This is a genomic window from Hydrogenovibrio kuenenii DSM 12350 (assembly GCF_000526715.1).
Taxonomy (GTDB): Bacteria; Pseudomonadota; Gammaproteobacteria; order Thiomicrospirales; family Thiomicrospiraceae; genus Hydrogenovibrio; species Hydrogenovibrio kuenenii.
In genome coordinates this window covers 772704-797383 of sequence record NZ_JAGP01000001.1, presented here as the reverse complement: position 1 = coordinate 797383, position 24680 = coordinate 772704, and the positions used below count along the sequence as shown (strand labels likewise).

Annotated in this window: 25 protein-coding genes; 2 read left to right on the top strand and 23 right to left on the bottom strand. The window is 40.2% G+C overall.

Features of this window, described 5'->3' with window-relative positions:
* Positions 1-49: 49 nt before the first annotated feature.
* The 20 genes from N745_RS0103695 to N745_RS0103600 form a co-directional block, all read right to left on the bottom strand.
* On the bottom strand, positions 50-703 hold the full coding sequence (locus tag N745_RS0103695) for a protein phosphatase CheZ (RefSeq protein ID WP_024850790.1): 654 nt from the start codon (positions 701-703) through the stop codon (positions 50-52).
* An 82-nt stretch (positions 704-785) separates the two neighbouring features.
* Positions 786-1199, bottom strand: coding sequence for a chemotaxis response regulator CheY (locus tag N745_RS0103690; protein WP_456152164.1), 414 nt, complete (start codon positions 1197-1199; stop codon positions 786-788).
* Positions 1200-1234: 35 nt separating this feature from the next.
* Complete coding sequence (locus N745_RS0103685; RefSeq protein WP_051453367.1) at positions 1235-1957, bottom strand: RNA polymerase sigma factor FliA; 723 nt, start codon at positions 1955-1957, stop codon at positions 1235-1237.
* Between the two features lie 18 nt (positions 1958-1975).
* Complete coding sequence (locus N745_RS0103680; protein WP_024850787.1) at positions 1976-2884, bottom strand: MinD/ParA family protein; 909 nt, start codon at positions 2882-2884, stop codon at positions 1976-1978.
* A complete protein-coding gene (gene flhF, locus N745_RS0103675; protein ID WP_024850786.1) occupies positions 2874-4037 on the bottom strand; it encodes a flagellar biosynthesis protein FlhF in 1164 nt (387 codons plus the stop codon). The genes N745_RS0103680 and flhF overlap by 11 nt, the downstream gene beginning before the upstream one ends.
* Positions 4038-6134 (bottom strand): flagellar biosynthesis protein FlhA, encoded by a 2097-nt coding sequence (gene flhA, locus N745_RS0103670; RefSeq protein ID WP_024850785.1) that lies wholly within the window; start codon positions 6132-6134, stop codon positions 4038-4040. It abuts the gene before it with no gap.
* Between the two features lie 4 nt (positions 6135-6138).
* Positions 6139-7302 carry a flagellar biosynthesis protein FlhB gene (flhB, locus tag N745_RS0103665; protein WP_024850784.1) on the bottom strand — a complete coding sequence of 388 codons (1164 nt, stop codon included), beginning with the start codon at positions 7300-7302 and terminating at the stop codon, positions 6139-6141.
* Between the two features lie 29 nt (positions 7303-7331).
* Positions 7332-8111 (bottom strand): flagellar biosynthetic protein FliR, encoded by a 780-nt coding sequence (gene fliR / locus N745_RS0103660; protein WP_084657292.1) that lies wholly within the window; start codon positions 8109-8111, stop codon positions 7332-7334.
* A gap of 5 nt (positions 8112-8116) precedes the next feature.
* Positions 8117-8386: a flagellar biosynthesis protein FliQ gene (fliQ, locus tag N745_RS0103655; RefSeq protein ID WP_024850782.1), complete on the bottom strand. Its 270-nt coding sequence runs from the start codon at positions 8384-8386 to the stop codon at positions 8117-8119.
* Positions 8386-9144 (bottom strand): flagellar type III secretion system pore protein FliP, encoded by a 759-nt coding sequence (fliP, locus tag N745_RS0103650; protein WP_024850781.1) that lies wholly within the window; start codon positions 9142-9144, stop codon positions 8386-8388. Before fliP ends, fliQ begins: the two co-directional genes overlap by 1 nt.
* Positions 9137-9595 carry a flagellar biosynthetic protein FliO gene (fliO, locus tag N745_RS0103645; RefSeq protein WP_038070602.1) on the bottom strand — a complete coding sequence of 153 codons (459 nt, stop codon included), beginning with the start codon at positions 9593-9595 and terminating at the stop codon, positions 9137-9139. Before fliO ends, fliP begins: the two co-directional genes overlap by 8 nt.
* 105 nt (positions 9596-9700) lie before the next feature.
* Positions 9701-10081 (bottom strand): holo-ACP synthase, encoded by a 381-nt coding sequence (acpS, locus tag N745_RS0103640; protein ID WP_024850779.1) that lies wholly within the window; start codon positions 10079-10081, stop codon positions 9701-9703.
* Between the two features lie 16 nt (positions 10082-10097).
* A complete protein-coding gene (pdxJ, locus tag N745_RS0103635) occupies positions 10098-10844 on the bottom strand; it encodes a pyridoxine 5'-phosphate synthase (protein ID WP_024850778.1) in 747 nt (248 codons plus the stop codon).
* Between the two features lie 40 nt (positions 10845-10884).
* Positions 10885-11616 (bottom strand): DNA repair protein RecO, encoded by a 732-nt coding sequence (gene recO, locus N745_RS0103630; protein ID WP_024850777.1) that lies wholly within the window; start codon positions 11614-11616, stop codon positions 10885-10887.
* 18 nt (positions 11617-11634) lie between these two features.
* Positions 11635-12549 (bottom strand): GTPase Era, encoded by a 915-nt coding sequence (gene era, locus N745_RS0103625; RefSeq protein ID WP_024850776.1) that lies wholly within the window; start codon positions 12547-12549, stop codon positions 11635-11637.
* Complete coding sequence (rnc, locus tag N745_RS0103620) at positions 12549-13241, bottom strand: ribonuclease III (protein ID WP_024850775.1); 693 nt, start codon at positions 13239-13241, stop codon at positions 12549-12551. The genes era and rnc overlap by 1 nt, the downstream gene beginning before the upstream one ends.
* 2 nt (positions 13242-13243) lie before the next feature.
* Positions 13244-14014, bottom strand: coding sequence for a signal peptidase I (lepB, locus tag N745_RS0103615; protein WP_024850774.1), 771 nt, complete (start codon positions 14012-14014; stop codon positions 13244-13246).
* A gap of 18 nt (positions 14015-14032) precedes the next feature.
* Positions 14033-15835: a translation elongation factor 4 gene (gene lepA, locus N745_RS0103610; protein WP_024850773.1), complete on the bottom strand. Its 1803-nt coding sequence runs from the start codon at positions 15833-15835 to the stop codon at positions 14033-14035.
* 243 nt (positions 15836-16078) lie between these two features.
* Positions 16079-17479, bottom strand: coding sequence for a Do family serine endopeptidase (locus tag N745_RS0103605; RefSeq protein WP_024850772.1), 1401 nt, complete (start codon positions 17477-17479; stop codon positions 16079-16081).
* A gap of 57 nt (positions 17480-17536) precedes the next feature.
* A complete protein-coding gene (locus tag N745_RS0103600; RefSeq protein WP_024850771.1) occupies positions 17537-18031 on the bottom strand; it encodes a SoxR reducing system RseC family protein in 495 nt (164 codons plus the stop codon).
* 118 nt (positions 18032-18149) lie between these two features.
* Between N745_RS0103600 and nadB the strand changes: the two genes are divergently transcribed.
* The gene (gene nadB / locus N745_RS0103595) at positions 18150-19766 is read left to right on the top strand and encodes an L-aspartate oxidase (RefSeq protein WP_024850770.1); all 1617 of its coding nucleotides are present in this window, start codon (positions 18150-18152) and stop codon (positions 19764-19766) included.
* Between the two features lie 50 nt (positions 19767-19816).
* Here the strand turns inward: nadB and N745_RS0103590 are convergent, their stop codons facing one another.
* A complete protein-coding gene (locus tag N745_RS0103590) occupies positions 19817-20368 on the bottom strand; it encodes a chemotaxis protein CheW (protein ID WP_024850769.1) in 552 nt (183 codons plus the stop codon).
* 116 nt (positions 20369-20484) lie between these two features.
* Between N745_RS0103590 and ygfZ the strand changes: the two genes are divergently transcribed.
* Positions 20485-21549, top strand: coding sequence for a CAF17-like 4Fe-4S cluster assembly/insertion protein YgfZ (gene ygfZ, locus N745_RS0103585; protein ID WP_024850768.1), 1065 nt, complete (start codon positions 20485-20487; stop codon positions 21547-21549).
* Between the two features lie 131 nt (positions 21550-21680).
* On the opposite strand, the gene lysS is transcribed toward ygfZ, so the two are convergent.
* Both lysS and prfB read right to left on the bottom strand, forming a co-directional pair.
* Complete coding sequence (lysS, locus tag N745_RS0103580) at positions 21681-23207, bottom strand: lysine--tRNA ligase (RefSeq protein WP_024850767.1); 1527 nt, start codon at positions 23205-23207, stop codon at positions 21681-21683.
* 57 nt (positions 23208-23264) lie between these two features.
* A protein-coding gene (gene prfB / locus N745_RS0103575; RefSeq protein WP_096761355.1) for a peptide chain release factor 2 occupies positions 23265-24360 on the bottom strand; the annotation gives its coding sequence in 2 pieces (ribosomal slippage) (positions 23265-24287 and positions 24289-24360; 1095 coding nt in all).
* Between the last annotated feature and the right edge of the window lie 320 nt (positions 24361-24680).

Genomic DNA, 24680 nt, shown 5'->3' with positions numbered 1-24680 from the left:
CCAATAGTTTAAATATAGGAAATTTAAAGCAACGAGTATGCCACTCAAGTTATATCCCTAGATCTCCAAGCAAATCATCCACATCATCCTGTGAAGAAACAGCATCCTTTTTACTTGCCTTAGTCACATTTGGACCAATTCCTTTCATTTCATCTGAATGTTTCTTATCGCCTGAAACTTCCAGATTTGTGATTAGATCCAAATCAACACCAGCTTTCACAATTAATTCATTTAAACTTTTTTCTAGACTGGTCACCAAATCAACAATACGATTCAGAACTTGACCTGTTAAGTCTTGGAATGATTGTGCAACCATAATATCCGTCATTTGCGACTGAACAGCGGAAAGCGTATCCAAAATTGACTTATCTGTTGTTTTAGACTCTATGGCTTCGATTTTTTCCAATACCGATTCAGCCGCTGCCAGAGTTTTGTTGCTAGCCTCTTCTGTAGCATCGATAACATATTTAAGCCTCTCAGAGGCATCAGGAAGATCATGTTTGGTATGTTTCAATATAACAGCATCATTTCCAAAGCTTTCCAGTGATTTGTGTAAACTGGTTGATAACTCTTGAACTTCTTTTACCAAGCTCTCATTTTTAACTTTTACCAATTCATCAATAATTGAAGCAGCTTCTTGATAATTTTTGTCTTTTATCGACTTTAACAAAGACTCTACTTGTTCAACACTTATGCTCTCCATTTTCTCCCCTCTTTGTTAAAAAAAAAGCCCTATATAATTAACATTATATAAGGCTTTTTCTATAGATTTTATCGAAGTGAATTTAACCGGCATTGGCTTTTTTACGTTCTTCAACTCTTTCAAAAATCTTTTGAATTTTGGCATTTAATGTTGCCGCGGTAAATGGTTTAACAATATAACCATCAACACCTGCTTCAGCAGCTTCCAATATCTGACTTCTTTTTGCTTCTGCAGTAATCAACAAAAATGGCGTATCTTTTAGTGCCGCATCTGCTCTAACATGTCTCAAAAGATCGATTCCTGTCATCTGAGGCATATTCCAGTCACTAACAATAAAATCGTATTTACCACTTTGAATCATCGGCCAGGCAGTCGCGCCATCATCTGCTTCATCAAACTTACTAAAACCTAATTCTTTCAATAAGTTCTTTACAATTCTTCTCATGGTAGAAAAATCGTCCACAACCAATATATTCATATTTCTATCAATTTGCATTGTTTATTCCTTCAGTTAACACTGACCTTTCAATTTTAAATCCAATCTTTTAGCCTAGCTTTTAATCTTTTTATTGCTTGGCTATGAATCTGGCTTACACGAGATTCACTGACTTCTAATACTTCACCAATTTCTTTTAAGTTAAGCTCTTCATCATAGTAAAGAGCCATCACAAGCTTCTCTTTTTCAGGCAAATTATCAATTTCCCGTGATAATTCCTTGTGGAACCCATCTTCAGAAATCTCTAATAACTGAGATTTCATTTGTCCAACCATTCTGTCTTCTGACAACTCATCGTGGTCAGGTTGGTCAATGGAAAGCAATTGTACCGAATTTGTATCTTGGAGAATATGATAGTATTCGTCCAAACTTACCTGCATTTCTTTAGCGACTTCTGGGTCTTTTGCTTCTCGCCCCTCTCTCGCTTCAATTTTCGAAATAGCGTCAGATACTTCTCTAGATTTTCGATAAACAGACCTTGGCGTCCAATCACCTCTACGAATTTCATCTAACATAGCACCACGAATTCGAATACCGGCATAGGTTTCGAAACTAGCACCTTGGCTGGCATCAAATTTCTGTGATGCTTCAATCAACCCAATAACACCAGATTGAATAAGATCATCAACCATGACACTATCTGGCAAACGCCCTTTCAAGTGATAAGCAATTCGATTGACAAGCGGCAAAAATTCTTCAATATCAATAGGTTGACCCAATTGCTTTTGAATATTTGCATAAATTTGAGTACCCGTCATGAATTACCCAACCTTTAATTAACTGTTCTGCGTTTGAAACAAACGCTCGACAAAGAACTGTAAATACCCCGTTACTCCCGTTGGTATTGGCCAGTTATTAATTTCTACTGCTATTTTTTTAAAAGCTTTAGCAGACTCACTATCCGGCTTTGCTATTGTAACCGGTGTTTGTCGTTGCACTGCTTCTCTCAAATCATGGTCAAAAGGAATTGTTCCTAAATAGTCAATATACACATCCAAAAACTGTTCACAAACCTTAGAAAACTTGTCATATAGCATTAAACCATGCTTTTCTGACCTAACCATGTTGGCTAACAATTTAAACTTTGTAAGATTATATTCCCTACTTAATACTTTTATCAATGCGTAAGCATCTGTCATTGATGCAGGTTCATCGTTTACGACAACAATCACTTCTTGAGAAGCTCTACAAAAACTCACAACACTATCTGCAATCCCCGCAGCAGTATCAATCACTAATACATCAAGAAAACCATCTATCTCGGAAAAAGCGTTAATTATGCCGGCATTCTCTGCTGGCGTTAATTGAGCCATACGCCTGACACCTGATGCGGCTGGTATAACCTTAATACCACCTGGGGCATCAACCATGACTTCTCTAAGCGTTTTTTCTCCATCCAAAACATCGGCTAAATTATATTTCGTTTGCAGGCCGAGCATGATATCTACATTAGCTAACCCCATATCTGCATCCATAAGCAAAACACGATTGCCTAACTGACCTAAAGAGACAGCCAAATTTACGGAGACATTAGTCTTACCAACACCACCTTTCCCACTTGCTACAGCTAGAACTCTAACTGGCTTTGATGGACGCCCAGAAGTTTTTTTCGGCTCGGTTTCATTTACCGGACTAGTATTATGAGATTGCATAGCTCTTAAACCAGCTGCTTGATCATTGTGCATCTGAAATATCCTTACCCATACCTAAACGAAATGCCATTTCTTCTTCGTTTACTGATTTCTGTTGTCCTAGTACCATTGCTTTGTCGACTAAATCTCTTATTTTTATTGGTTCCAAATCTTCAGGAACCCGTTGTCCATTAGAAGCATAAACAGGTGCTAACTTTTGTTCAATTAAAACGGTCAACACATTGCCAAGCTGAGTAGCTTCATCCAATTTGGTTAAAATACATCCTTTGAGCCCTACTCTACCAAAGGAACCAACAATATCTTTCATCACACTAAGTTGCGTTGCCGCCGACATAACCAAATAGTTCCGAATCATTTCTAATCCCATTTTGGTTTTTGTTGGTTGCTGGTCAATTAATGCATCTTTTTGGCTTAAACCAGCTGTGTCAATCAATATCAACTTCTTACTCGTTAATGATGCCAATAAGTTCAATAGTTCACCTTCTGTTGCAGCAACATAAACTGGCACGCCCAACAAATCAGCAAAAGTCTTTAGTTGCGCTTGAGCCCCTATTTTATAACAATCCGTGGTAATAAGTGCGAGTTGACTTGCACTATTCCGCATTACAAAACGGCTTGCCATTTTAGCAATCGTCGTTGTTTTCCCTACACCTGTGGGTCCAACTAAAGCAACCACCCCACCTGAATCAACTACATCACCAGCACCTGAAGGAATACGTCTTTCTAGTTCAAATAAAACTTCAGACCAAGCACTCTCATCAATTGTTTCTATGCCATTTACCAAGTTCTGAGCTAAATCCCAACCTATGCCTAACTGAACCAACCGTTTTAACAACCTGACCTTTTCAGGTTCCATTTTTTCAGAATGATTCCAGGCCAAGCCTGATAACTGATCTTGCAGCATCGTCTTGACTGACTGCAGTTCTGCTGCCATTTTTTGTATTTCTTGGTTACCGCGAGCGCTCATCTGCGCATTCTGTGATAACTCAGGAGAAGCAAAACTTGCCTTAGCTACAGCATTATTTTTGTCTTCTTTTGGTGATGAATCTGGATCCATCGCAGCAACTATTTCAACACCTTCATCCGTATTTCGGGTTGACATAATGACCGCATCGTCGCCCAGTTCATCACGAACTAACGCCATTACTTGCCGCATGTTAGGCCCAAGATAACGTTTTAGCTTCATCTAGCTAGCCTCCTGTCCAACATTTGCAACCACACTAATTTGACGATTTTCTGGCACTTCTGAATAAGCCAATATATTCAAATTAGGTAAACTGAACTTAAACAGTTTAGCTAATTGAGCTCGGATTTGTGGTGCGACAAGAAGAACTGCCGACTGCCCTTCTATTTCAACCTTTTGCGACTCTTCTTTTAAAGTCGCATGCAATCTTTCGGCTAAGCCTGGCTCTATAGCCAACTGTCCTTCTGGAGACCCTTGAGAAGCTTGTAGCAATAACTGTTCCAATCCTGGATCAAGAGTAATCACTTTCAAGTCACCTTCAGAGCCCACAAGGTTCTGAATGATAGATCGTCCCAACGCAGCCCTAACTTGCATAGTCAGCAACTCTGGATCCTGTAAACGACCTGCATTTTCCGTCAAGGTTTCCAAGATTGTTCTTAAATCTTTAATTGAAACTTTTTCTATCAAAAGATTCTGCAATACTTTTACTACAGCAGACAAAGATAATTTATCTGGTATCAGCTCACTCACCAACTTAGGTGAAACCTCTTTAAGCTTATCTAATAGTTTTTGCGTTTCATCATAACCAAGCAGTTCAGATGCATAATCTTGAATAATTTGGCTAATATGTGTTGCTACAACGGTACTAGAGTCTACAACGGTATAACCGAGGGCTTGAGCCTGCTCACGGTCTGCCAACGAAATCCAAACAGCATCTAAACCAAACGTAGGATCTTTTGTAGGCGTTCCTTGAACCTCTCCAAATACTTGTCCTGGATTAATTGCCAACTCTTTGTCAGGAAAAACTTCACCTTCACCGGCAGCAACACCTAACAGCATAATTTTATAATGATTTGGCGCTAAATCTAAGTTATCTCGAATATGTACAGGTGGTACAAGAAAACCGAGTTCCTGTGAAACCTTGCGCCTAACGCCTTTAACACGTTCTAACAACTGGCCATTTTGCGCCTGATCCACCATTGGAATCAAACGATAACCCACTTCCAACCCAAGTGTATCGACGGATTGAACATCATCCCAACTCAACTCAGAACCCTGTTCTACCGTATCCCCTTCAGCATCATTCAATAATTCTTCTACAGGCGGCGTTTCTTGTTGTTTTTTATGGATTAAATAAGCGCCAAGCCCTGAAACTGCGGCAAAAGACAGAAAAGCAACATTAGGCATACCTGGAACCAATCCAAAAATACCTACTATACCTGCACTCATTCCCAGTGCTTTAGGATTGGCGAACATTTGCATCTGCACCTGTTGCGACATATCTTTTTTGTCACCAGTAACACGGGTAACGATAATTGCTGTCGCGGTGGAGAGTAAAAGTGATGGGATTTGCGCAACCAACCCATCCCCTAGAGTCAAAATCGTATATACATGTGTCGCATCACTAAAGGACATATCATGTTGCCCAACCCCTATCGCAAAACCACCCAGTAAGTTAATGAAAAGAATCACTATCCCGGCAACGGCGTCACCTCGAACAAATTTACTCGCACCATCCATAGAACCGTAAAAGTCTGCTTCAGTTGCAATTTCACCACGTCGTTCTTGTGCCTGCTCTTGAGTAATCAACCCGGCATTCAAGTCCGCATCTATCGCCATTTGCTTCCCCGGCATGGAGTCCAAAGTAAAACGTGCACTAACTTCTGCGACACGGCCTGCACCTTTTGTGATAACCACAAAGTTGATGACAACTAAAATGGCAAAAACAACCAAACCAACGGCAAAGTTTCCACCGATAACAAATTCACCAAATGATTCAATAACATAACCGGCTGATGCCCCACCATTGTGCCCTTCTAAAAGAATGACTCGAGTAGAAGCAATGTTTAAAGAAAGTCTAAATAGTGTTGTTAATAGGATAATAGTTGGGAAAATAGAAAATTCTACAGGGCGCTTAGAGTAAAGCGTTACCATCAAGACAACGAGCGACAGAGCTATGTTAAATGTAAAAAAGACATCAAGCAAAAACGGTGGTAAAGGAACAACTACCATCGCTAACAGAGCTAAAATAGCGATAGGTATCCCTAACCCATTTTTAAATGATTGCTTGATCTGATTGAGTAGCTGAGAAAAATTCATCTAATTATTGTTCTGTTAGTTCCTGTTCACTACTCTCTGAAGACGACTCCGTTTTCATTCCATCAGGAATAGGCAAGGTTTCAAAATCCAACTCTTGTGGTACTCGTCCATCTTTCAGCTGATAGACATAAGCCAATACCGCTGCTACAGCTTTAAATAACTCATAAGGTATTGGTTTATCAACATCTGCATTATAGTATAAAGCACGTGCTAAGGGTGGCGCTTCTACTAATGGAATATTATTATCTGTCGCCAGTGTTCTAATTTGTGCCGCCATAAAATCTGCCCCCATTGCAAGAACAATTGGTTCCTGCATACCATCTGCATCATATTTTAAAGCCACAGCAAAGTGTGTTGGGTTGGTAATAACAACATCAGCCTCTGGTACTCGCTGCATCATACGCTGTTGGGACATTTCTCTTTGTAGCTGACGAATACGCCCTTTAACCTCGGGACTCCCTTCTTGTTGCTTATGCTCATCTTTTACTTCTTGTTTTGTCATTTTTAATTGACTGATATGTTGATACACCTGAAACGGAACATCAATAGCAGCAATCACTATCAGAGACAAACTTACAAAAATAAAAGCTTCAAGCACTAGCTTAGCGGAATGCGCCATAGCCATTTTTAACGGTTCCAGACCAATAGAAACGACTTCATGGTAGGTATGCCACAAAAAATATGCCGCCACGGCCGCAATCAGTACAAATTTGAGAATTGCTTTAATAAGTTCAACTAACGCTGTCTTGGAAAACATCCGCTTTATTCCACTAACAGGATTAAGTTTACTCAACTTAGGCATTAACGGATGTGTACTAAAATTCCAACCACCTAAAAGCAGCGGAGAAACCACCGCTACAACGACCATTAATGTCAGAAAGGGTAGCGACATATAAATCGACTCTAGCAACATACCCAGTACCCTGTTTGTCAACATACCAATGTCATAAGCATGGGCTCGATCTAACTGTAGCCCTTTGGTCATAATCTCCTCAAACTGAGCGACCATATAGTGACCAAAAAAATATAAAAAAATAGCTGCAGACAGGGTCATCATAAGAGTTGATAGCTCTTTTGACCTTGGAACCTGACCTTTCTCCCTAGCTTCACGGAGTTTTTTGTCGGAGGGGTCTTCTGTTTTTTCTGTACCGTCTTCGTTTTCAGCCATCTAGCACTCTTCAGGCGAACCCTATCACCTTATTGATTCAATTTTAAAGTACCAATTAAATCGTGAACAGAAACCATTAAATGTTGCATCGTTGGCAACAACAATGGAGTAATAAAAATCAACATCACCAAACCTACAGTCAAAGTAATTGGAAAACCAACCGCAAAAATATTAAGGGCTGGCGCAGCTCTCGCAACCACTCCAAACGAAATATTTACTAATAAAAGCGCCGTTACCAGAGGTAAAGCCAATAACACACCAGATTCAAACATAATCGACCCAAAACTATAAATTTGCTTCAAGCTCATAGTGTCAAAAAAATGTAACCCCACAGGTAGCGTTTGAAAACTGTCCATAACCATTTTAAAAACCAACACATGCCCGTTCATCAACAAAAACAGTAAAGTGGCAACAATCGTAAAATAACGCCCTATAATTGGCGTATTCACACCTGTCGAGGGATCCACCATTGTTGCCATTGCCAATCCCATTGACATAGAAGCCAAATGCCCCGCTATAACGAACACCTGAAATATAACAGCAAAAATCAGTCCTATTGCCAAACCTATACCAAACTGCTGCACAATCAACAAAACGCCATGCCAGGTAAAAGGATCAATAGGATCAGGAAGTGGTAAAGACGGTGCAACTGCTAAAGTAATGAAAACAGCCAACATCAAACGAATATTAACCGAAACATAACTTGCAGAAAATAGTGGCACCATCATTAGCATGCCCGTGATACGAATAAAGGGCCAAAAATAAAGCCCTAATAAACTAAGAAAATCATCATAGTTGAATGTCAACATTATGACTAACCAATCAGTGCTGGAATATTTTCATAAAGCTCTTTGGTAAAAGAAACCAAGGTGTTTAGCATCCAAGGACCACCTACAACTAGAACAACGCCGACGATAGCAACTTTCGGGATAAAGCTCAGAGTCATTTCATTAATCTGGGTTGCTGCTTGAAACATACCAACCAACAAACCTACTGCTAATGCAGGTAGCAACAATGGCGCTGCCAACATAGTCACAACTTCCAGCATTCTTTGACCTAGGGTTAGTACAAATTCAGGTGTCATCACGTACCTCCTGCAACTACGAAACTATTCGCCAACGTTCCCATAATCAATGCCCACCCATCTATTAAAACAAACAACATAAGTTTAAAAGGCATAGAAATAATCATCGGAGATAACATCATCATCCCCATCGCCATCAACAATGTGGCCACGACCAGATCGATAATCAAAAATGGGATAAATATCATAAATCCAATTTGAAAGGCGGTCTTCAATTCACTGGTCATAAATGCAGGAATCAATACTTTGAAAGGCACGGTATCTGGGTCTTTAAGTTCTACATCAGCCATCTGAGCAAACATACCAAGATCAGATTCTCGTGTTTGCTGGATCATAAACTTATGTAAAGGCTTAGCACCGACATCAATAGCTTCTTTAAACTTAATTTGCTCATTAAGATAAGGGGTAACTGCGTTTTTATAAATCTGATCGAGTATGGGAGACATAACAAACAAAGTTAAAAATAGCGCCAAACCAATCAAAACTTGATTCGAAGGTGTCGATTGCACCCCTAGTGCTTGCCTTAATAAGGCTAACACGACGATTATTCGCAAAAAAGATGTCATTGCAATAAGCGCTGCCGGTAGCAGCGTCAAGCCAGTCATCAGCAATAAAATTTGAATGGTTAAGGTATAGTCCTGATTTCCTTGCGCATCCGTTTGAACCGTGAAAGCAGGAATTCCAGGGACAGCAGCAGCCCCCATTACAGGAAAAAGAAGGGTAAAAATAAAGAGTAAGAAAGGTAGTCTTTTAGTCATTTTCCGGCTTTTTTCTATTGGCTATGGCTTCTTGAAGCTTTTGAGCAAAGGCACTGTTCATTGGTGTCGTAACCTCTCGAACTTCAATAGGTTCTTTTAATTCGTGCAATAGCGATATTCGACTAGAAGTTACCCCTATTAACAACTGTTCTTTTCCAACCTGTAACAGCAAAATACGCTCTCTCTGACCTATGGCCATGTTGCCCAGAATGCGCATATCTTTGCTCACCAGCCCATTAACTCTACCAAATCTTTTTAGCAACCATGCACCGGCAAAAATAACCAATACAATAAACATTAAAGAAATGAGAATTTGTCCGAAATAACTTGATGGTTCTATATTATTCTTTGAAAGACCAACGCTATCAGCTGTCGAAGCGTATACATTGGCTGAAAACCAACTCACAACAAGCACCCCAGCCTGGCAGATTTTTCTTGAAAAAACAATCATTAATCGCTTCATAGCTAGCATTGTATTAAATCTTGTTGAAAAGTGTAAGCGGAATAATTCATCCGTGTATTCTTCCTTATTTTTTTTCTAGACCAATCTATGAAACTAATCAGCCTCTGCAACGACAAAAGCAATTGCATAATGTTTTTCATCACTAATACTAATAGACCAATACTTTATCTGCCTTTCCTCAGACAAAGCAAGTGTTTTACCATGTAACTTCACCAAAGGTTGTCCTAGATCAGTATGTCCAATAGTCATCTCCCCAAAAGTTACACCATTAGAAAAACCTGTACCCAATGCTTTTGCGATCGCTTCTTTTGCAGCCCATCGTTTCGCTAAATAAATTTCAGGATGCATTTGCGCTGCAAATTCCTTCATTTCAATGCTTGAAAGAATCTTATGTGCAAACACCTCCCCTCTTTTGGAGAGCAAGGAGGAAATTCTTGCTATTTCTACAATGTCTGTTCCAATTCCAACAATCATTCCGAAGCCAGCCCAATTATCCTAGGTATGCTTGTTTACGGCTTTCCACCATAATACGTTTCATTTCTCTAACGGCTTCAGGCATACCTGAAAACAATGCTTGAGCAATAATCGCATGACCGATATTTAACTCTTCAATATCTTTAATCGCAGCAATCGCTTGAACATTGTGATAATGAAGTCCATGACCAGCGTTAACAACTAATCCTAAAGATTTAGCTAGAGCAGTCGCTTGTTTAATGCGCTCTAACTCAGCTGAAATTGCAGTTGAATCTGTTAGCTCGGCATAAGTACCCGTATGAAGCTCAATAACTGGTACACCAACGGCTTTTGCTGCACGAATTTGCGACTCTTCTGCATCAATAAACAAAGAGACTCGCGTTTTATTTTCAGCTAACTTACCACAAAAATCTGTCAACCATGCCTGCTGAGAAACGACATCAAGTCCACCTTCCGTTGTCAGTTCTTCTCTTTTCTCTGGAACCAAACAAACATCTTCTGGACAAGTCTGCAATGCAATAGACAACATTTCAGAAGTGGCTGCCATTTCTAAATTTACTTTAGTTTGGCGTGCTTCACTAATTCGACGTACATCTTCATCTTGAATATGACGGCGATCTTCTCTTAGGTGCAGTGTAATACTATCTGCGCCGGCCATCTCAGCATCTAATGCAGCTTTAACAGGATCAGGATAACGCGTTCCTCTTGCCTGACGAATTGTTGCTACATGGTCAATATTCAGTCCTAAATAAATCGGATTCATTTTTATTCCTTCTTACCTCTATATGCGCCCATTTTTTATCCTATTCCCCTTGAAATAAAGCCCTGGCTTGAACAGGTTTTTCTCCCAGGTAATAGGCCAATACCTGTCTAAAGAATTTTTTCATTTCATTAAGACAGTTCTCAGAATACTTTTGCTCCAAAAACTGCAAAATACACTTTCCTGATAGGATTGTTGTTTGTAAATCTTGCGAAGGAAAATGTTCAATAAAGCCCATTTCCGGTATAAATCTATAGACCCGATTTTCATCAATAGGCAGACCATTGGCATCTACTGACAAATCAAACCCATAACCTAGATCACCCAACAACTGAAATTCGAATTTACGCAACACCCATGCTTGTTCAAATCGAGTTCCGGCTTTTGCCAACCCTAATAAAGCTTGCTGATAGTCTTCATAAATCGACTCAGAAGCAATTCTTGGATACAGCAAACGATAAAGTAATTCATTGAGATAAAGACCACAAATACTAGCATCGCCAACCAGAGGAAAACGAACCGATGAAGGTTCTAACAATCTCAAGTTAACTAGGTCTGACTGATGAACTGAACGCTCTAACCAACTAATATTTAAGCTTTGAAAGGGTTGTAACCAGGCTTGTTTGATCCGACTAGACTTGGACTGGCCTCTAACGCCCTTGATAACCGCATTTTGTCGCCCCTTTTCTGATGTTAAAAAGGTAACCAACAAACTCGTTTCCCGGTAGGGTCTTTTATGCAAGACATAGGCTTGTTGTTGTACTTCTAAAGCCAAAGCCTATTTCTCCATGCATCAATTTATTTCGTCGGTGTAACCCAAACTTGCCAAAGCGCGATCATCATCCGCCCAATTTTCTTTCACTTTGACCCAAAGCTCAAGATGCACTCGGCCATCCAGCATTTTCATTAGGTCTTTTCGCGCTTGAATACCAACTTGCTTGATCAGTTGCCCCTGTTTACCGATAACGATTTGCTTTTGCCCTGATCTTTCAACGAGAATCAGTGCATGAATGACCCAACGCCCCTCGTCTTCTTCAAACTTAAACTGTTCAATCTCTACTGTCACGCCATAAGGCACTTCATCACCAAGACTTCGCATCAGTTTTTCACGCACAATTTCCGATGCTAAAAAACGAGAAGAACGATCCGTAATATAGTCTTCTGGGAAAATGGCTGGTTGATTCGGCAAGTGCTTCAAGACTTCTTTTTCTACAATGTCTAAACCAGATTTCTTGTAAGCCGAAACAGGAATCACTTCATCAAAATCAATCTTTTCTGCAATTTTGTGCAGGTAAGGCAACAAGACTTCTTTTTGCTGCATCTTATCGATCTTATTCACTAAAACAATAACGGGAATATCTAAATTTTGACATTTTTGAGCGACCGCTTGATCTTCTTTTGTCCAACGTCCAGCTTCAACAACAAACAGCACAACATCTACATCTGCAAATGCACTGGTAGCTGCACGGTTCATATAACGATTAATCGACTTTTGTCCACCCAGGTGCATTCCTGGAGTATCAACAAAAACAATTTGAAACTGATCTGTAGAATGAATGCCATGAATACGATGACGCGTGGTTTGAGGCTTAGGTGAGGTAATGCTTAGTTTTTGCCCAAGCAGCATATTCATTAGCGTAGACTTTCCAACATTTGGTCGGCCTATAACAGCAACAAATCCAGCTTTAAAATCCGTCTCTTCCGTCATTATTGATTCTCCAAAACGTCCAAAGCTTGTTCAGCAGCCAGTTGCTCTGCCTTTCTACGATTAGTTGCCGTTGCTTCAAACTTACGGTTTAATTGACCAACATAACAACTGACAATAAACTCTTGTGCATGCGCCGGGCCGTTAACACTTATCACGCTATATTCAGGTAACTGTTGGTGACGCGACTGTAAAAACTCCTGTAAACGTGTTTTAGGGTCTTTACCCACCTTTTCAGGCTCAAGCTCATTCAACCTTTCTTTATAAAGACGTGATACCAACTCTCTACAAGGCGTTAACCCACCATCTTCATAAACAGATGCAATAATTGCTTCAACTGCATCCGCAATAATTGATTCACGTCGATAACCACCGCTTTTCAACTCTCCGGGGCCAAGCATCAAATAATCTGAAAGCTGGTACTCTTTGCCTATTTTGGCAAGCGTTTCTCCTTTTACCAAAAAGGCACGAATTCGACTTAAATCACCTTCCGAAATTTTTTCAAACTGGTGAAACAGCGCATCCGCAATCATAAAGTTAACAAGGCTATCCCCTAAAAACTCAAGCCTTTCGTTATTTTTAGAACCCACACTTCGATGAGTCAAAGCCTTTTCAAGGAAACCTAAATCTTTATATTCGTAGCCTAACGCTTTTGAAAGTCGTTTTAACTTAGCCTCTTTTTCCCATTCGGACATGGTTAATTAATTCCCTTACCTATACGATCAAAGTGAATACCGTCATCCCAATTCATCCAAATTCCGAAAGCCTTACCTTTAATATTTTGTTCAGGAACAAAGCCCCAGAAACGGCTGTCGTTAGAATAGTCACGATTGTCCCCCATCATAAAATAATGTCCTGGCGGCACTGTAACAGTTTGCATATCCTGACTAAATTTATCCTTATCCAAAAGAATCATGTGTTTTTTACCAGACGGAAAAGTTTCTGAAAGTTCAGACGTTCCATCCATATTTGCACCCGCACCATGAGTTTTATAACTACCAATATAAGACTGCTTCAAAGGCTCACCATTAATGAAAACTGTACGTCCAACATAGGTAATTTTATCGCCAGGCAAACCAATTACGCGCTTAATGTAATCCACATCTGGATCTTTAGGATATTTAAAAACAACCACATCACCACGTTTAGGTTCACCGATTGGCACAATTTTAGTCTGCGTTACTGGCAACTTTAAGCCATAAGCAAACTTATTCACAATAATGAAGTCACCAATTTCCAATGTAGGATACATTGAACCAGAAGGGATTCTAAAAGGCTCAACCACAAATGAACGTAGAACCAATACAACTAAAAACACCGGAAACAATGAACGCGCATACTCAACGACCAGCGGCTCACTTTCTGTTGTAACAGATCGATCACGCTTAGGTTTCCATACTAATTTATCGACATAGGCAATCGCCCCTGTTATAGCCGTTGCGATGACCAGTATCAATTCAAAACTCATAGTCGTATCCTGTCTTCCTTAATCGTCTGAGGTATTCAATACAGCTAAAAACGCTTCTTGCGGCAGTTCAACGCTACCGATTGATTTCATGCGTTTTTTCCCTTCTTTCTGTTTCTGTAGCAATTTCTTCTTACGAGACACATCACCACCATAACACTTAGCCGTTACGTTCTTTCTGAGTGCCTTCACATTTGTTCTGCCGATGATTTTAGCACCAATGGCCGCCTGAATGGCAACATCAAACATCTGACGCGGAATAATGTCCTTCAGTTTTTCAATTAAGACTTTACCTCGTTGAACTGCCGTAGAGCGGTGAACGATAATTGCCAGCGCATCTACAGGTTCACCATTAATTAAAAACTCTAATTTTACTAAGTCATCAGACTGGAAACGCTTAAATTCGTAATCCATGGAAGCATAGCCACGACTGGTAGATTTTAGGCGATCAAAGAAATCCAGAACCACTTCATTCAAAGGCAGCTCATAAGTGATAGATACTTGATTTCCTGCATATTGCATATTTTTTTGAACGCCACGCTTTTCCAAACAAAGCTTCATCACCGCACCGACATACTCGTTTGGCACCAAAATATTCGCTTGAATAATCGGTTCACGTATTTCATCAATGACAGTAATTTCAGGCAAACTAGAAGGGTTATCTACCTTAACAACCTCACCACTTTTAGTCAGCACTTCATAAATAACGGTTGGAGCAGTGGTAATCAAATCCAGGTTATATTCACGTTCCAAACGCTCTTGGATAATCTCCATATGAAGCATTCCTAAGAAACCGCAACGGAAACCAAATCCCAAAGCATCTGACGACTCAGGTTCAAAATGCAAAGCCGCATCATTTAATCTTAGCTTTCTGAGAGCTTCACGAAGGTCTTCATAATCTTCGGAACTAATCGGAAAAAGACCGGCAAATACTCGAGGTTGAACAGGTTTAAATCCGGGGAGTGGTTCAACATCATTACCCGCCAAGGTAATGGTATCTCCAACCGGGGCACCATCGATATCTTTAATTCCCGAAACAACAAAACCAACTTCGCCAGCAGACAAATACTCCGTTGGTGTATGTTTTGGTGTAAAAATCCCGACTTGATCAACCATATACTCTTCCTTGGTTGAACAAATCTTCATTTTCATTTTTTTACCAATTCTGCCATCAACAACACGAACGAGAGAGACAACACCCAAATAGTTATCAAACCAAGAATCAATAATCAAAGCTTTTAGTGGTGCATCTGCATTACCTTCCGGTGCAGGTACTCTCTGAACAATTTGCTCTAAAGTTTCTTTAATACCAACACCCGCTTTGGCGCTAGCATGAACCGCGTCATGTGCTTCAATACCAATAATTTCTTCAATCTCATCAACCACACGGTCAGGTTCAGCAGCAGGCAGGTCAATCTTATTCAAAACAGGCAGTACTTCAAGCCCTTGCTCAATTGCGGTATAACAATTGGCAACAGTTTGAGCTTCTACCCCTTGCGAAGCATCCACAACCAACAATGCACCTTCACAAGCAGCAAGAGAACGTGAGACTTCATAGGAAAAATCAACGTGGCCCGGCGTATCGATAAAGTTTAATTGATAGACTTGTCCATCATCAGCTTCATAGTTTAACGTAACACTTTGCGCTTTAATGGTAATACCGCGTTCACGTTCTATATCCATAGAATCCAGCACTTGGGCAGCCATTTCACGGTCAGTTAAACCACCGCATAAATGAATAAAACGGTCTGCAATAGTGGATTTACCATGGTCAATGTGCGCAATGATGGAAAAATTTCTGATGTGGTCAATATTTACTGACATCTAAGCCTCGATAACCTTCAAATTCTTTCATCTCGTATTTACCTTCAGCACCACAAAAAAAGGGCGCTTATTCCGACGGAATTTGCACCCTTTCCTCAACGTTGTAGCACATAAAAATACATGCTACGCTGTGATTCAAAACAAGCCAAATCAGCAATAAATACGAGAACAACTCAATAATCTGCGTATTTTACGCTAATTTGACTTTAAACTCACTCATTAAAATATCTTGTCAGCCGAGTTTTATTTATCAAACTTCACTGGCAAGAAAATAGAGCGACTCCCTCTCACAATTCTCACTGGCACTGCTCTATCTTTAGGCACAGCTTTTGTGATTTTTTCGAGCCCCTTAACAGACTCTATTGAGTGGAAATTAACTGTTACTAAAATATCGCCATTTCTTAAACCTGCTCTGGCTGCCGCACCATCATTGTCAACATGCACCAAACGAATACCAAACGGCAGGTTCAATTTATGTAGAACTTTAGGATTTACCATTTTCACTTGTGCGCCCAATGCAGCATTGTGAATGGCAGCACCTTCGCTCACTCCATCGAACTTATCAAGTGCTCTGAGCTTAACCGAAACATACTTAACATCACCTGCTCTCAGCAGCTTAACTTTTACCTTCTTACCAATTGGTGTAGCACCTACAACTGGAGGTAGGTCAGCAGATTTATTGATTGGATGACCATTGAAAGCAAGAATAATATCACCGGCCAAAATCCCCGCTTTCTCAGCAGGTGTTCCTTTTACAGCTTCTGCAACCAAAGCACCTTTTGGCACAGTTAAACCAAAAGATTTTGCCAAATCACCAGATACATCTTGAACGCTCACACCCAAGAAGCCACGAGTCACATGCCCTTGCGCTTTTAATTGTTCGGCAACCGACATAGCAATATCAATTGGAATTGAGAAAGACAACCCCATTGAACCGCCGCTACTGCTGTAAATTTGAGAATTAATACCAACAACTTCACCATTCATGTTAAATAATGGTCCACCAGAGTTACCTGGATTAATAGGTACATCTGTTTGAATAAATGGGACATAGGTATCATCTGGTAACGCACGCCCAATAGCTGAAACGATACCGTGTGTAACTGTATAGTCAAGACCAAATGGTTCGCCAATAGCCAGTACCCATTGACCTACTTTCAAGTTTTTAGATGACCCTATTTTTGCGACAGGCAAACCAGTGGCATCAACTTTTAATACCGCTACATCTGTACGCTTATCTTGACCAATAATTTTTGCTTTAAGCTCTTTACGGTCACTTAATTTGACCACCACATCATCAGCACCATCAACCACGTGGTTATTCGTCAAAATATAACCGTCTGAACTAATAATAAAACCTGAACCCAAGGAAGTTACTTGTCGCTCTTGTGCTCCTGGACTCTGCCCCTCAGGAATACCAAAGAAACGGCGTAGCATTTCGTCCGGCAAACCTCGAAACTGTTTTGGCACCGTTGAAACATGTTTGGTTGTACTAATATTTACGACAACCGGACTGTTTTGTGCCGCTAATACCGAAAAGTCTGGCAAAGAAACCATTGGCGTTTGTGCCGATGCCGTTGCCGAAAAACTTAACAAAACTGCCAACCACATAGCAGATAAGAACTTATGTTTACTTGTAAACATGTTTTCTCCCTTAGATTTTTTACTTACGCGTTCGAAACTTCCCATTGAAATTTCTAGTTATTCGGCTTGGATCACTCTTTCCAACTTAGGTTGTTTCGGATGGTAAAAATGTCGAGCTGACCACCAGCCCAGTCCCAAACCAAAAAAACCAAACAAAATCGAAAACTGATCTGATTGCGTCACTGCCAAACCAACCGAAGCCAAGCCAATCATTAAAAATAATGGTAAGCCATAAGCCATCATAGAATGTTTAAATAAGTCTGACTCATCTATTGAGAGTAAGACGAGATCTCCCTTTTTCACTCCAAGATCATTCAACATCAATAAAGGCGCATTCTTGTTAGGTGAAAACAATTTAGCCAAAGCTGAGGTTCCACAACCCGATTCTGTTGCACAACCTTTACATCCAGCATCCTGTTCAGTTACAACCCAAATCTTTTCTTCTTGCTGCTCAACAACAGTACCTAGCGCAACTAGTTTGCCTTGACTGGCATAATTTTCTTTTTCCGCTTCCAAAGAAAAAGGGCTCAAAATTCTATTTTGGTCTTCCACAACAACATCCTGATAAATCTATTCTATGCCAAGGGTATAATAATGTAACTCGACAAGTTCACACCAGAACAAAAATTGTTCAGATTAAACTCAAACCCAAAGCAGTAGGATACCTCTTTTGACAAGTGCTTTTAAGCAACAAACAGATATTTTGGTTATTGGTAGCGGAATTGCAGGCTTATCAATTGCCTTAAAACTAGCTCGACATTATCAAGTCACCGTCGTTGCAAAAGCTTCATTGCAAGAAGGTAGTACTCAGTATGCCCAAGGAGGCATTGCTGCTGTACTTGATCCTTTTGACTCAGTGGAATCACATATTAAAGACACTTTAGAAGCTGGTGCAGGGCTTTGTGAAGAAAATGCCGTTCGCTTAGTCGCAACCAAAGGCATTCAAGCCATCTACGAACTCATCGAGTTAGGCGTACCTTTTAGCAAAGACACCTCTTCTGATGATTACCACCTCACACAAGAAGGTGGACACAGCCATCGCCGCGTCATCCACGCTGCTGACCATACAGGTAAAACAGTCGCGGAAACGCTTATTGAAAGAGTTACAGAGAATCCAAACATAACATTACTACCAGAACATATGACGGTTGACCTGATTTTAAACAGCGACCGAACTGAGTGCTTAGGCAGTTATGTACTAGACAAAAAGACAGATAAGGTTGAAGCACTAATTGCACACTACACTGTGCTAGCAACTGGCGGTGCCAGCAAAACCTATCTCTATACCAGCAACCCGGATACCTCCACTGGAGATGGCATTGCGATGGCATGGCGCGCTGGCTGCTCGGTAACGAATATGGAATTTAACCAGTTCCACCCTACTTGTTTATACCATCCTCAGGATCGTTCTTTTTTGATTTCCGAAGCGGTTCGTGGTGAAGGCGGCATCCTTAAGCTACCAAATGGTCATGCTTTCATGTCCGAACACGACTCAAGAGCCGACCTTGCACCAAGAGATATTGTTGCACGCGCCATTGACCATGAAATGAAAAAGCACGGGATTGATTGTGTCTATTTAGACATCTCTCATCGTCCAGAGGACTTTATTATTCATCACTTCCCAACCATTTATGCACGTTGCTTAAAAGTTGGTATCGACATCACTAAAGACCCTATCCCCGTCGTCCCTGCTGCCCACTATACTTGCGGCGGCATTAAAACGGATTTAAATGGCAAAACCGACCTAAAAAGACTCTTCGCGATAGGTGAAACTGCCTACACAGGATTACATGGTGCTAATCGTCTAGCCAGCAACTCTTTAGCAGAAGGACTAGTGTTCGCCGAAACAGCTTATGAATGGATAGAAACGCATTTCGAACCCGTATCATCCGAAACTTTTTTCTGTGTAAAAAACTGGGATACCAGCTTTGTCACCCAGGCTAAAGAAAAAGTACTTATTAGCCACGATTGGGATGAGTTACGTCGATTGATGTGGGACTATGTCGGGATTGTCCGTACTAATAAACGTCTTAACCGAGCATTAAAACGTATCCGCATACTAAAGCAAGAAATTCGTGAATACTTTTATGCACACACACTAACAAGTGATTTATTAGAGCTTAGAAATCTTACTGAAGTGGCGGACTTGATGGTAAAAAGTGCAATCAAACGCAAGGAAAGCAGAGGTCTGCATTACAATCTGGATTATCCAAAAACAAAGCTAAAATCCAAACCAACCACTTTAAAGCCTAAGAAAAAACTACCTAAGCACGAAAAGAAAAATTAAAACTGTTTAGGCCGATAATGTTAGGCGGTTCCGCCTAACATCATATTGAATTAACCGTTTTGTAACGGCATGTTATCAACATTGTCGCTGATTTGTTCAAGCATTCCGTCAGAAGCCAGTTTATCAATATCAATCAAGATAACCATTCGCTTGGTACCAGCGGATTCACCTTCTTTTTCTGCTTGAGACATGGAATTAGAAGCATGGTTTTTCTCGACAATAGTTGTTAATCCCATCATAAATTGATTATCAATAGCTGCAACATCAGGTGCAGGCTGAATAGTGTTTAAATCAAACTGATGCACATCAGACACCGCATCCACTACAAAACCAACAATACGCTCACCATTTTTTGTAGAAACATTCACAACAATAACTACCGTGGTTGCGTTATAACTAACGTTCAAATGAAAACGTTCTCGCAGGTCAAGGATTGGTACCACTTCACCACGAAGGTCAATCACTCCTTTTACAAATGCAGGCACATTTGGCAAAGGACTTGGCTCTTGCCATCCTCGAATCTCTTGAACACGATTAATTTCAACCGCATAATCTTCTTTACCCAGCTTAAATGTTAAAAATTCTTTTTTTGATTCAGACACAATCTATCTCCAAAACTAATGCTTAGTGCACTCTTAATCTTTATTCAAAGATATTACCGATTAAGTTTGCACATATCAATAGTATAATAACGCCAAAAAACGGGACTAAAGTAATAATGAATAGTGAATGGAAATCTTTTTTACAAGAACAAGGCGCTAATTTTAATGAACAGGGTAGCATCAAAGACTTTGGCAACCCTGAATTAGAGCATTTTCTAGTTAAACATGGACCAATACTAGCTGACCTATCACACCAAACCTTAATCAAAGTAACTGGTGAAGAAACAGCAACTTTTCTTCAAGGTCAGTTCTCAAACGATCTTAATGACGTAACGGACACAAAAGGTCAGTTAACTGCTTACTGTGAACCTCAAGGTAAAGTGCTTGCGCTGATCACTGTTTTTAAGCAGGGTGAAGCTTACTACTTAAGCTTTGATAGTTCTTTAAAAGATCAAATCATGCAACGCCTGACCATGTTCAAACTACGTTCAAAGGTTGAACTTGAAGATGTCTCCGAGCAAATGATACAAATTGGTTATGCCGGCGAGTTTGCCGATTTAGATTTACAAAGAGCCCTTTCCACAAAAATCAAAGAAACTTACCAAGTTGAAAGCGTTTCCAAAGAAGGATTAGAAGGTGTTATTGGTATCAAGCTACCAGGGCCTTATCATCGTTATAGCTTATTCGGTGATATCGAAACCATCAAACAAATTTGGAACACGCTAAGCGGTAACAGTGAAGGTGTTGGACAAAATGATTGGGCGCTTTTGAATATCGTTTCAGGTCAACCAGAAGTCACTGTAAACACTTCAAATGAATTTATAGCTCAATTCCTAAACTTGGATAAACTTGAAGCCATCAACTTTAAAAAGGGGTGTTTCCCAGGGCAAGAAATCATCGCGCGTATGCACTATCGTGGAAAAGCAACCAAGCGCATGGTAAGACTTCATATTAATGAACCACTATCCTTAACTTCTGGTGAAGAACTGGTTCTACAAGATGATGCTGATCGTAACTATAAGTTTGCGATTATTTCTATTGGGCAAGATATCTATGAAGGCTCGATAGCCCTAGCAGTAACCACTTTAAAGCCTCTAGAATCCGCACAAGGTGATTTAAAAACAGCTACTGGTTCAATCGCCACCATTGAACCTATGCCTTATGACTTAGCGGAAGAATAACGCCTCTACCCCAGCCTGGCAGATTTTGATGAAAATCTGCCAGGCTGGGTATCAAAACTTTCGGCGTAAAAACAAAAAAGCCTTTGCAAAATGCAAAGGCTTTTTTATTGACTGCTACAACTAATTACAAATCACTCTGCTGGTCTCATATGCGGGAATAACAGCACATCACGAATAGAAGCCGAATCGGTAAATAACATAACCAAACGGTCGATACCAATCCCTTCTCCTGCAGTTGGTGGCATACCATGTTCCAGCGCAACAATATAATCTTCATCATAATGCATCGCTTCATCATCACCAGCATCTTTAGCTTCTACTTGCGCTCTAAAGCGCTCTGCCTGATCTTCAGCATCATTCAACTCATTAAAACCGTTTGCCAACTCTCTACCACCGATAAACAACTCAAAACGATCAGTGATGAATGGATCATTGTCATTACGGCGTGCTAAAGGTGAAACCTCTGCTGGATATTCTGTAATAAAGGTCGGATCAAGCAGCTTTTCTTCAACATGCTCTTCAAAGATTTCGGTAATCACTTTCCCTAAACCATAAGAATCATCAATAGAAACATGCATTTCTTTTGCCAAAGCTTTTGCAGACTCTAAATCCGCTAATTGCGCTTCAGCTACATTTGGATAGAAATGCATAATCGACTCTTTCATCGTCATACGAGCAAACGGCTTACCAAAGTCAAATTCCTGACCTTGATATGGTACTTTAGTTGAGCCGACTGTCAGCTCAGCCAATTCTTTCAATAGCTCTTCCGTATGATCCATCAACTGATGATAATCGGTGTAAGCCGAATAAAACTCAACCATTGTAAACTCTGGGTTATGGCGAGTAGACAGCCCTTCGTTACGGAAACTACGGTTAATTTCAAATACTTTTTCGAAACCACCAACAACCAAACGCTTCAAATATAACTCTGGTGCAATACGCAAATACAGGGGCATATCCAACGCATTATGATGTGTATTAAACGGCTTGGCCGTTGCACCACCTGGAATGACGTGCATCATTGGCGTTTCAACTTCCATAAAGCCTTTACCAATCAAAAACTCACGTACATGCTGTACGATTTTTGAGCGCACAACAAAACGGTTACGACTTTCCTCGTTCACAATTAAATCAACATAACGTTGACGATATTTGATTTCTTGGTCTTGCAAACCATGAAACTTATCCGGCAAAGGACGAATTGATTTGGTAATCAGTTCAATGCTTTGCACATGCACCGACAACTCACCTGTATTCGTTTTAAACAAGTAACCTTCTGCACCGACAATATCACCCAAATCCCATTTTTTGAATTGCGTGTTATAAAAACCTTCCGGCAATTCATCACGAGTAACATAAATTTGAATACGCCCTTGAGTATCTTGCAAGGTTGCAAAACTGGCTTTACCCATAATACGACGCAACATCATACGTCCAGCAACTCTCACACGAACAGGTTCCATTTCTGCCAAATCTTCTTTAGAAATCTCACCATATTCGGCTTGCAAATCTACTGAAATATCCTGACGTCGAAAAGTATTCGGATAAGAATGCCCCTCTTCACGTAATGCCGTCAATTTTGCACGACGTTCGGCAATAATTTTATTCTCATCAACTGCATTAGCTTGTTCTGAGGACTGATTCTCGTTTTTTGACATGATATTTCCTATTAACTTAAACTCTGTATAGAATATTTACTTTCAGGTAGTTATTGGCTAAACGCCCGCTTTCAGGTTTGGAATAATAAACTGATCCAAATCACCATCCAATACAGCACCGGTATTTCCCGTTTCGATATTACTTCTCAAGTCTTTGATTCGTCCCGAATCTAAGACATAAGATCGAATTTGACTTCCCCAACCAATATCGGACTTACTATCTTCTAACTGCTGCTTTTCAGCATTACGGCTTTGCATTTCTAATTCATAAAGCTTAGCTCGTAGCTGCTTCATTGCTTCCGCTTTATTTTGATGCTGTGATCGACCATTTTGACACTGAGTCACCGTATTTGTCGGTAAATGCGTAATACGTACAGCAGACTCTGTTCGGTTGACATGCTGCCCACCTGCACCACTCGCACGATAAACATCAATCCTCAAATCGGCTGGGTTGATTTCAATCTCAAAACTGTCATCAATTTCAGGTGAAATAAATACGGATGCAAAAGAGGTGTGTCGACGATTTCCTGAATCAAAAGGTGATTTTCGCACCAAACGATGTACACCTGTTTCTGTTCTTAACCAACCGTAGGCATAATCACCTTGCACATGAACAGTCGCACCTTTAATACCCGCAACATCACCATCCGAAATTTCTAAAATTTCTGCTTTAAAGTCATGTGACTCGGCCCAACGCAAATACATTCTGAGCAATATATTTGCCCAATCTTGCGCTTCGGTTCCACCAGAACCTGACTGAATTTCGAGATAGCAACTATTAGCATCCAACTCGCCTGAGAACATTCTCTGAAATTCCAGCTTATCAAGCATCTGTTCAAGGCGGGATAATTCTTCTTCAACCTCATTGACCATTTCTTCATCTTCATCCATCTCCGCCATTTCAAGAATTTCTTGAACAGACTCAAGACTAGATTCCAAGTCATTGATAGTTTTTACAACCAAATCTAATTGAGATTTTTCTTTTCCTAGCGCTTGGGCTTTTTCTGGATCATTCCAAATCGTAGGGTCTTCTAACTCTCTATCGACTTCGACTAAGCGCTCTTGTTTGGTTTCAAAGTCAAAGATACCCCCTAAGCACTTGCGTACGCTCAGAGTAATCTTTGATTTTGCTATAAATCGGGTTTAATTCCATTGTTGTTAGGTGTCTTTTACGGCTATGAGGACTTTATCCGGATCAAAGATAAAAATCTTTTTTGACCTCGCCATAAAGCTGCCCCAATAAAAAAGGAGAATTTTATCACTTTTGCCAAGAGTATTCAGCCATGTTACAGCACAAAAAACACAATTCTTACATACTTAATCCAAATACACCTAACAATGAAACATTTCTCAAGAAATAGCACTTATGGCCGATAACTTATTTACAAAAATATAAAGCTTTTCAGTCATTTATGAGAAGCGTAAAATAAAAAAACATTAGAAGAAAATTCTTCATTGACCAGAAGGAAATAG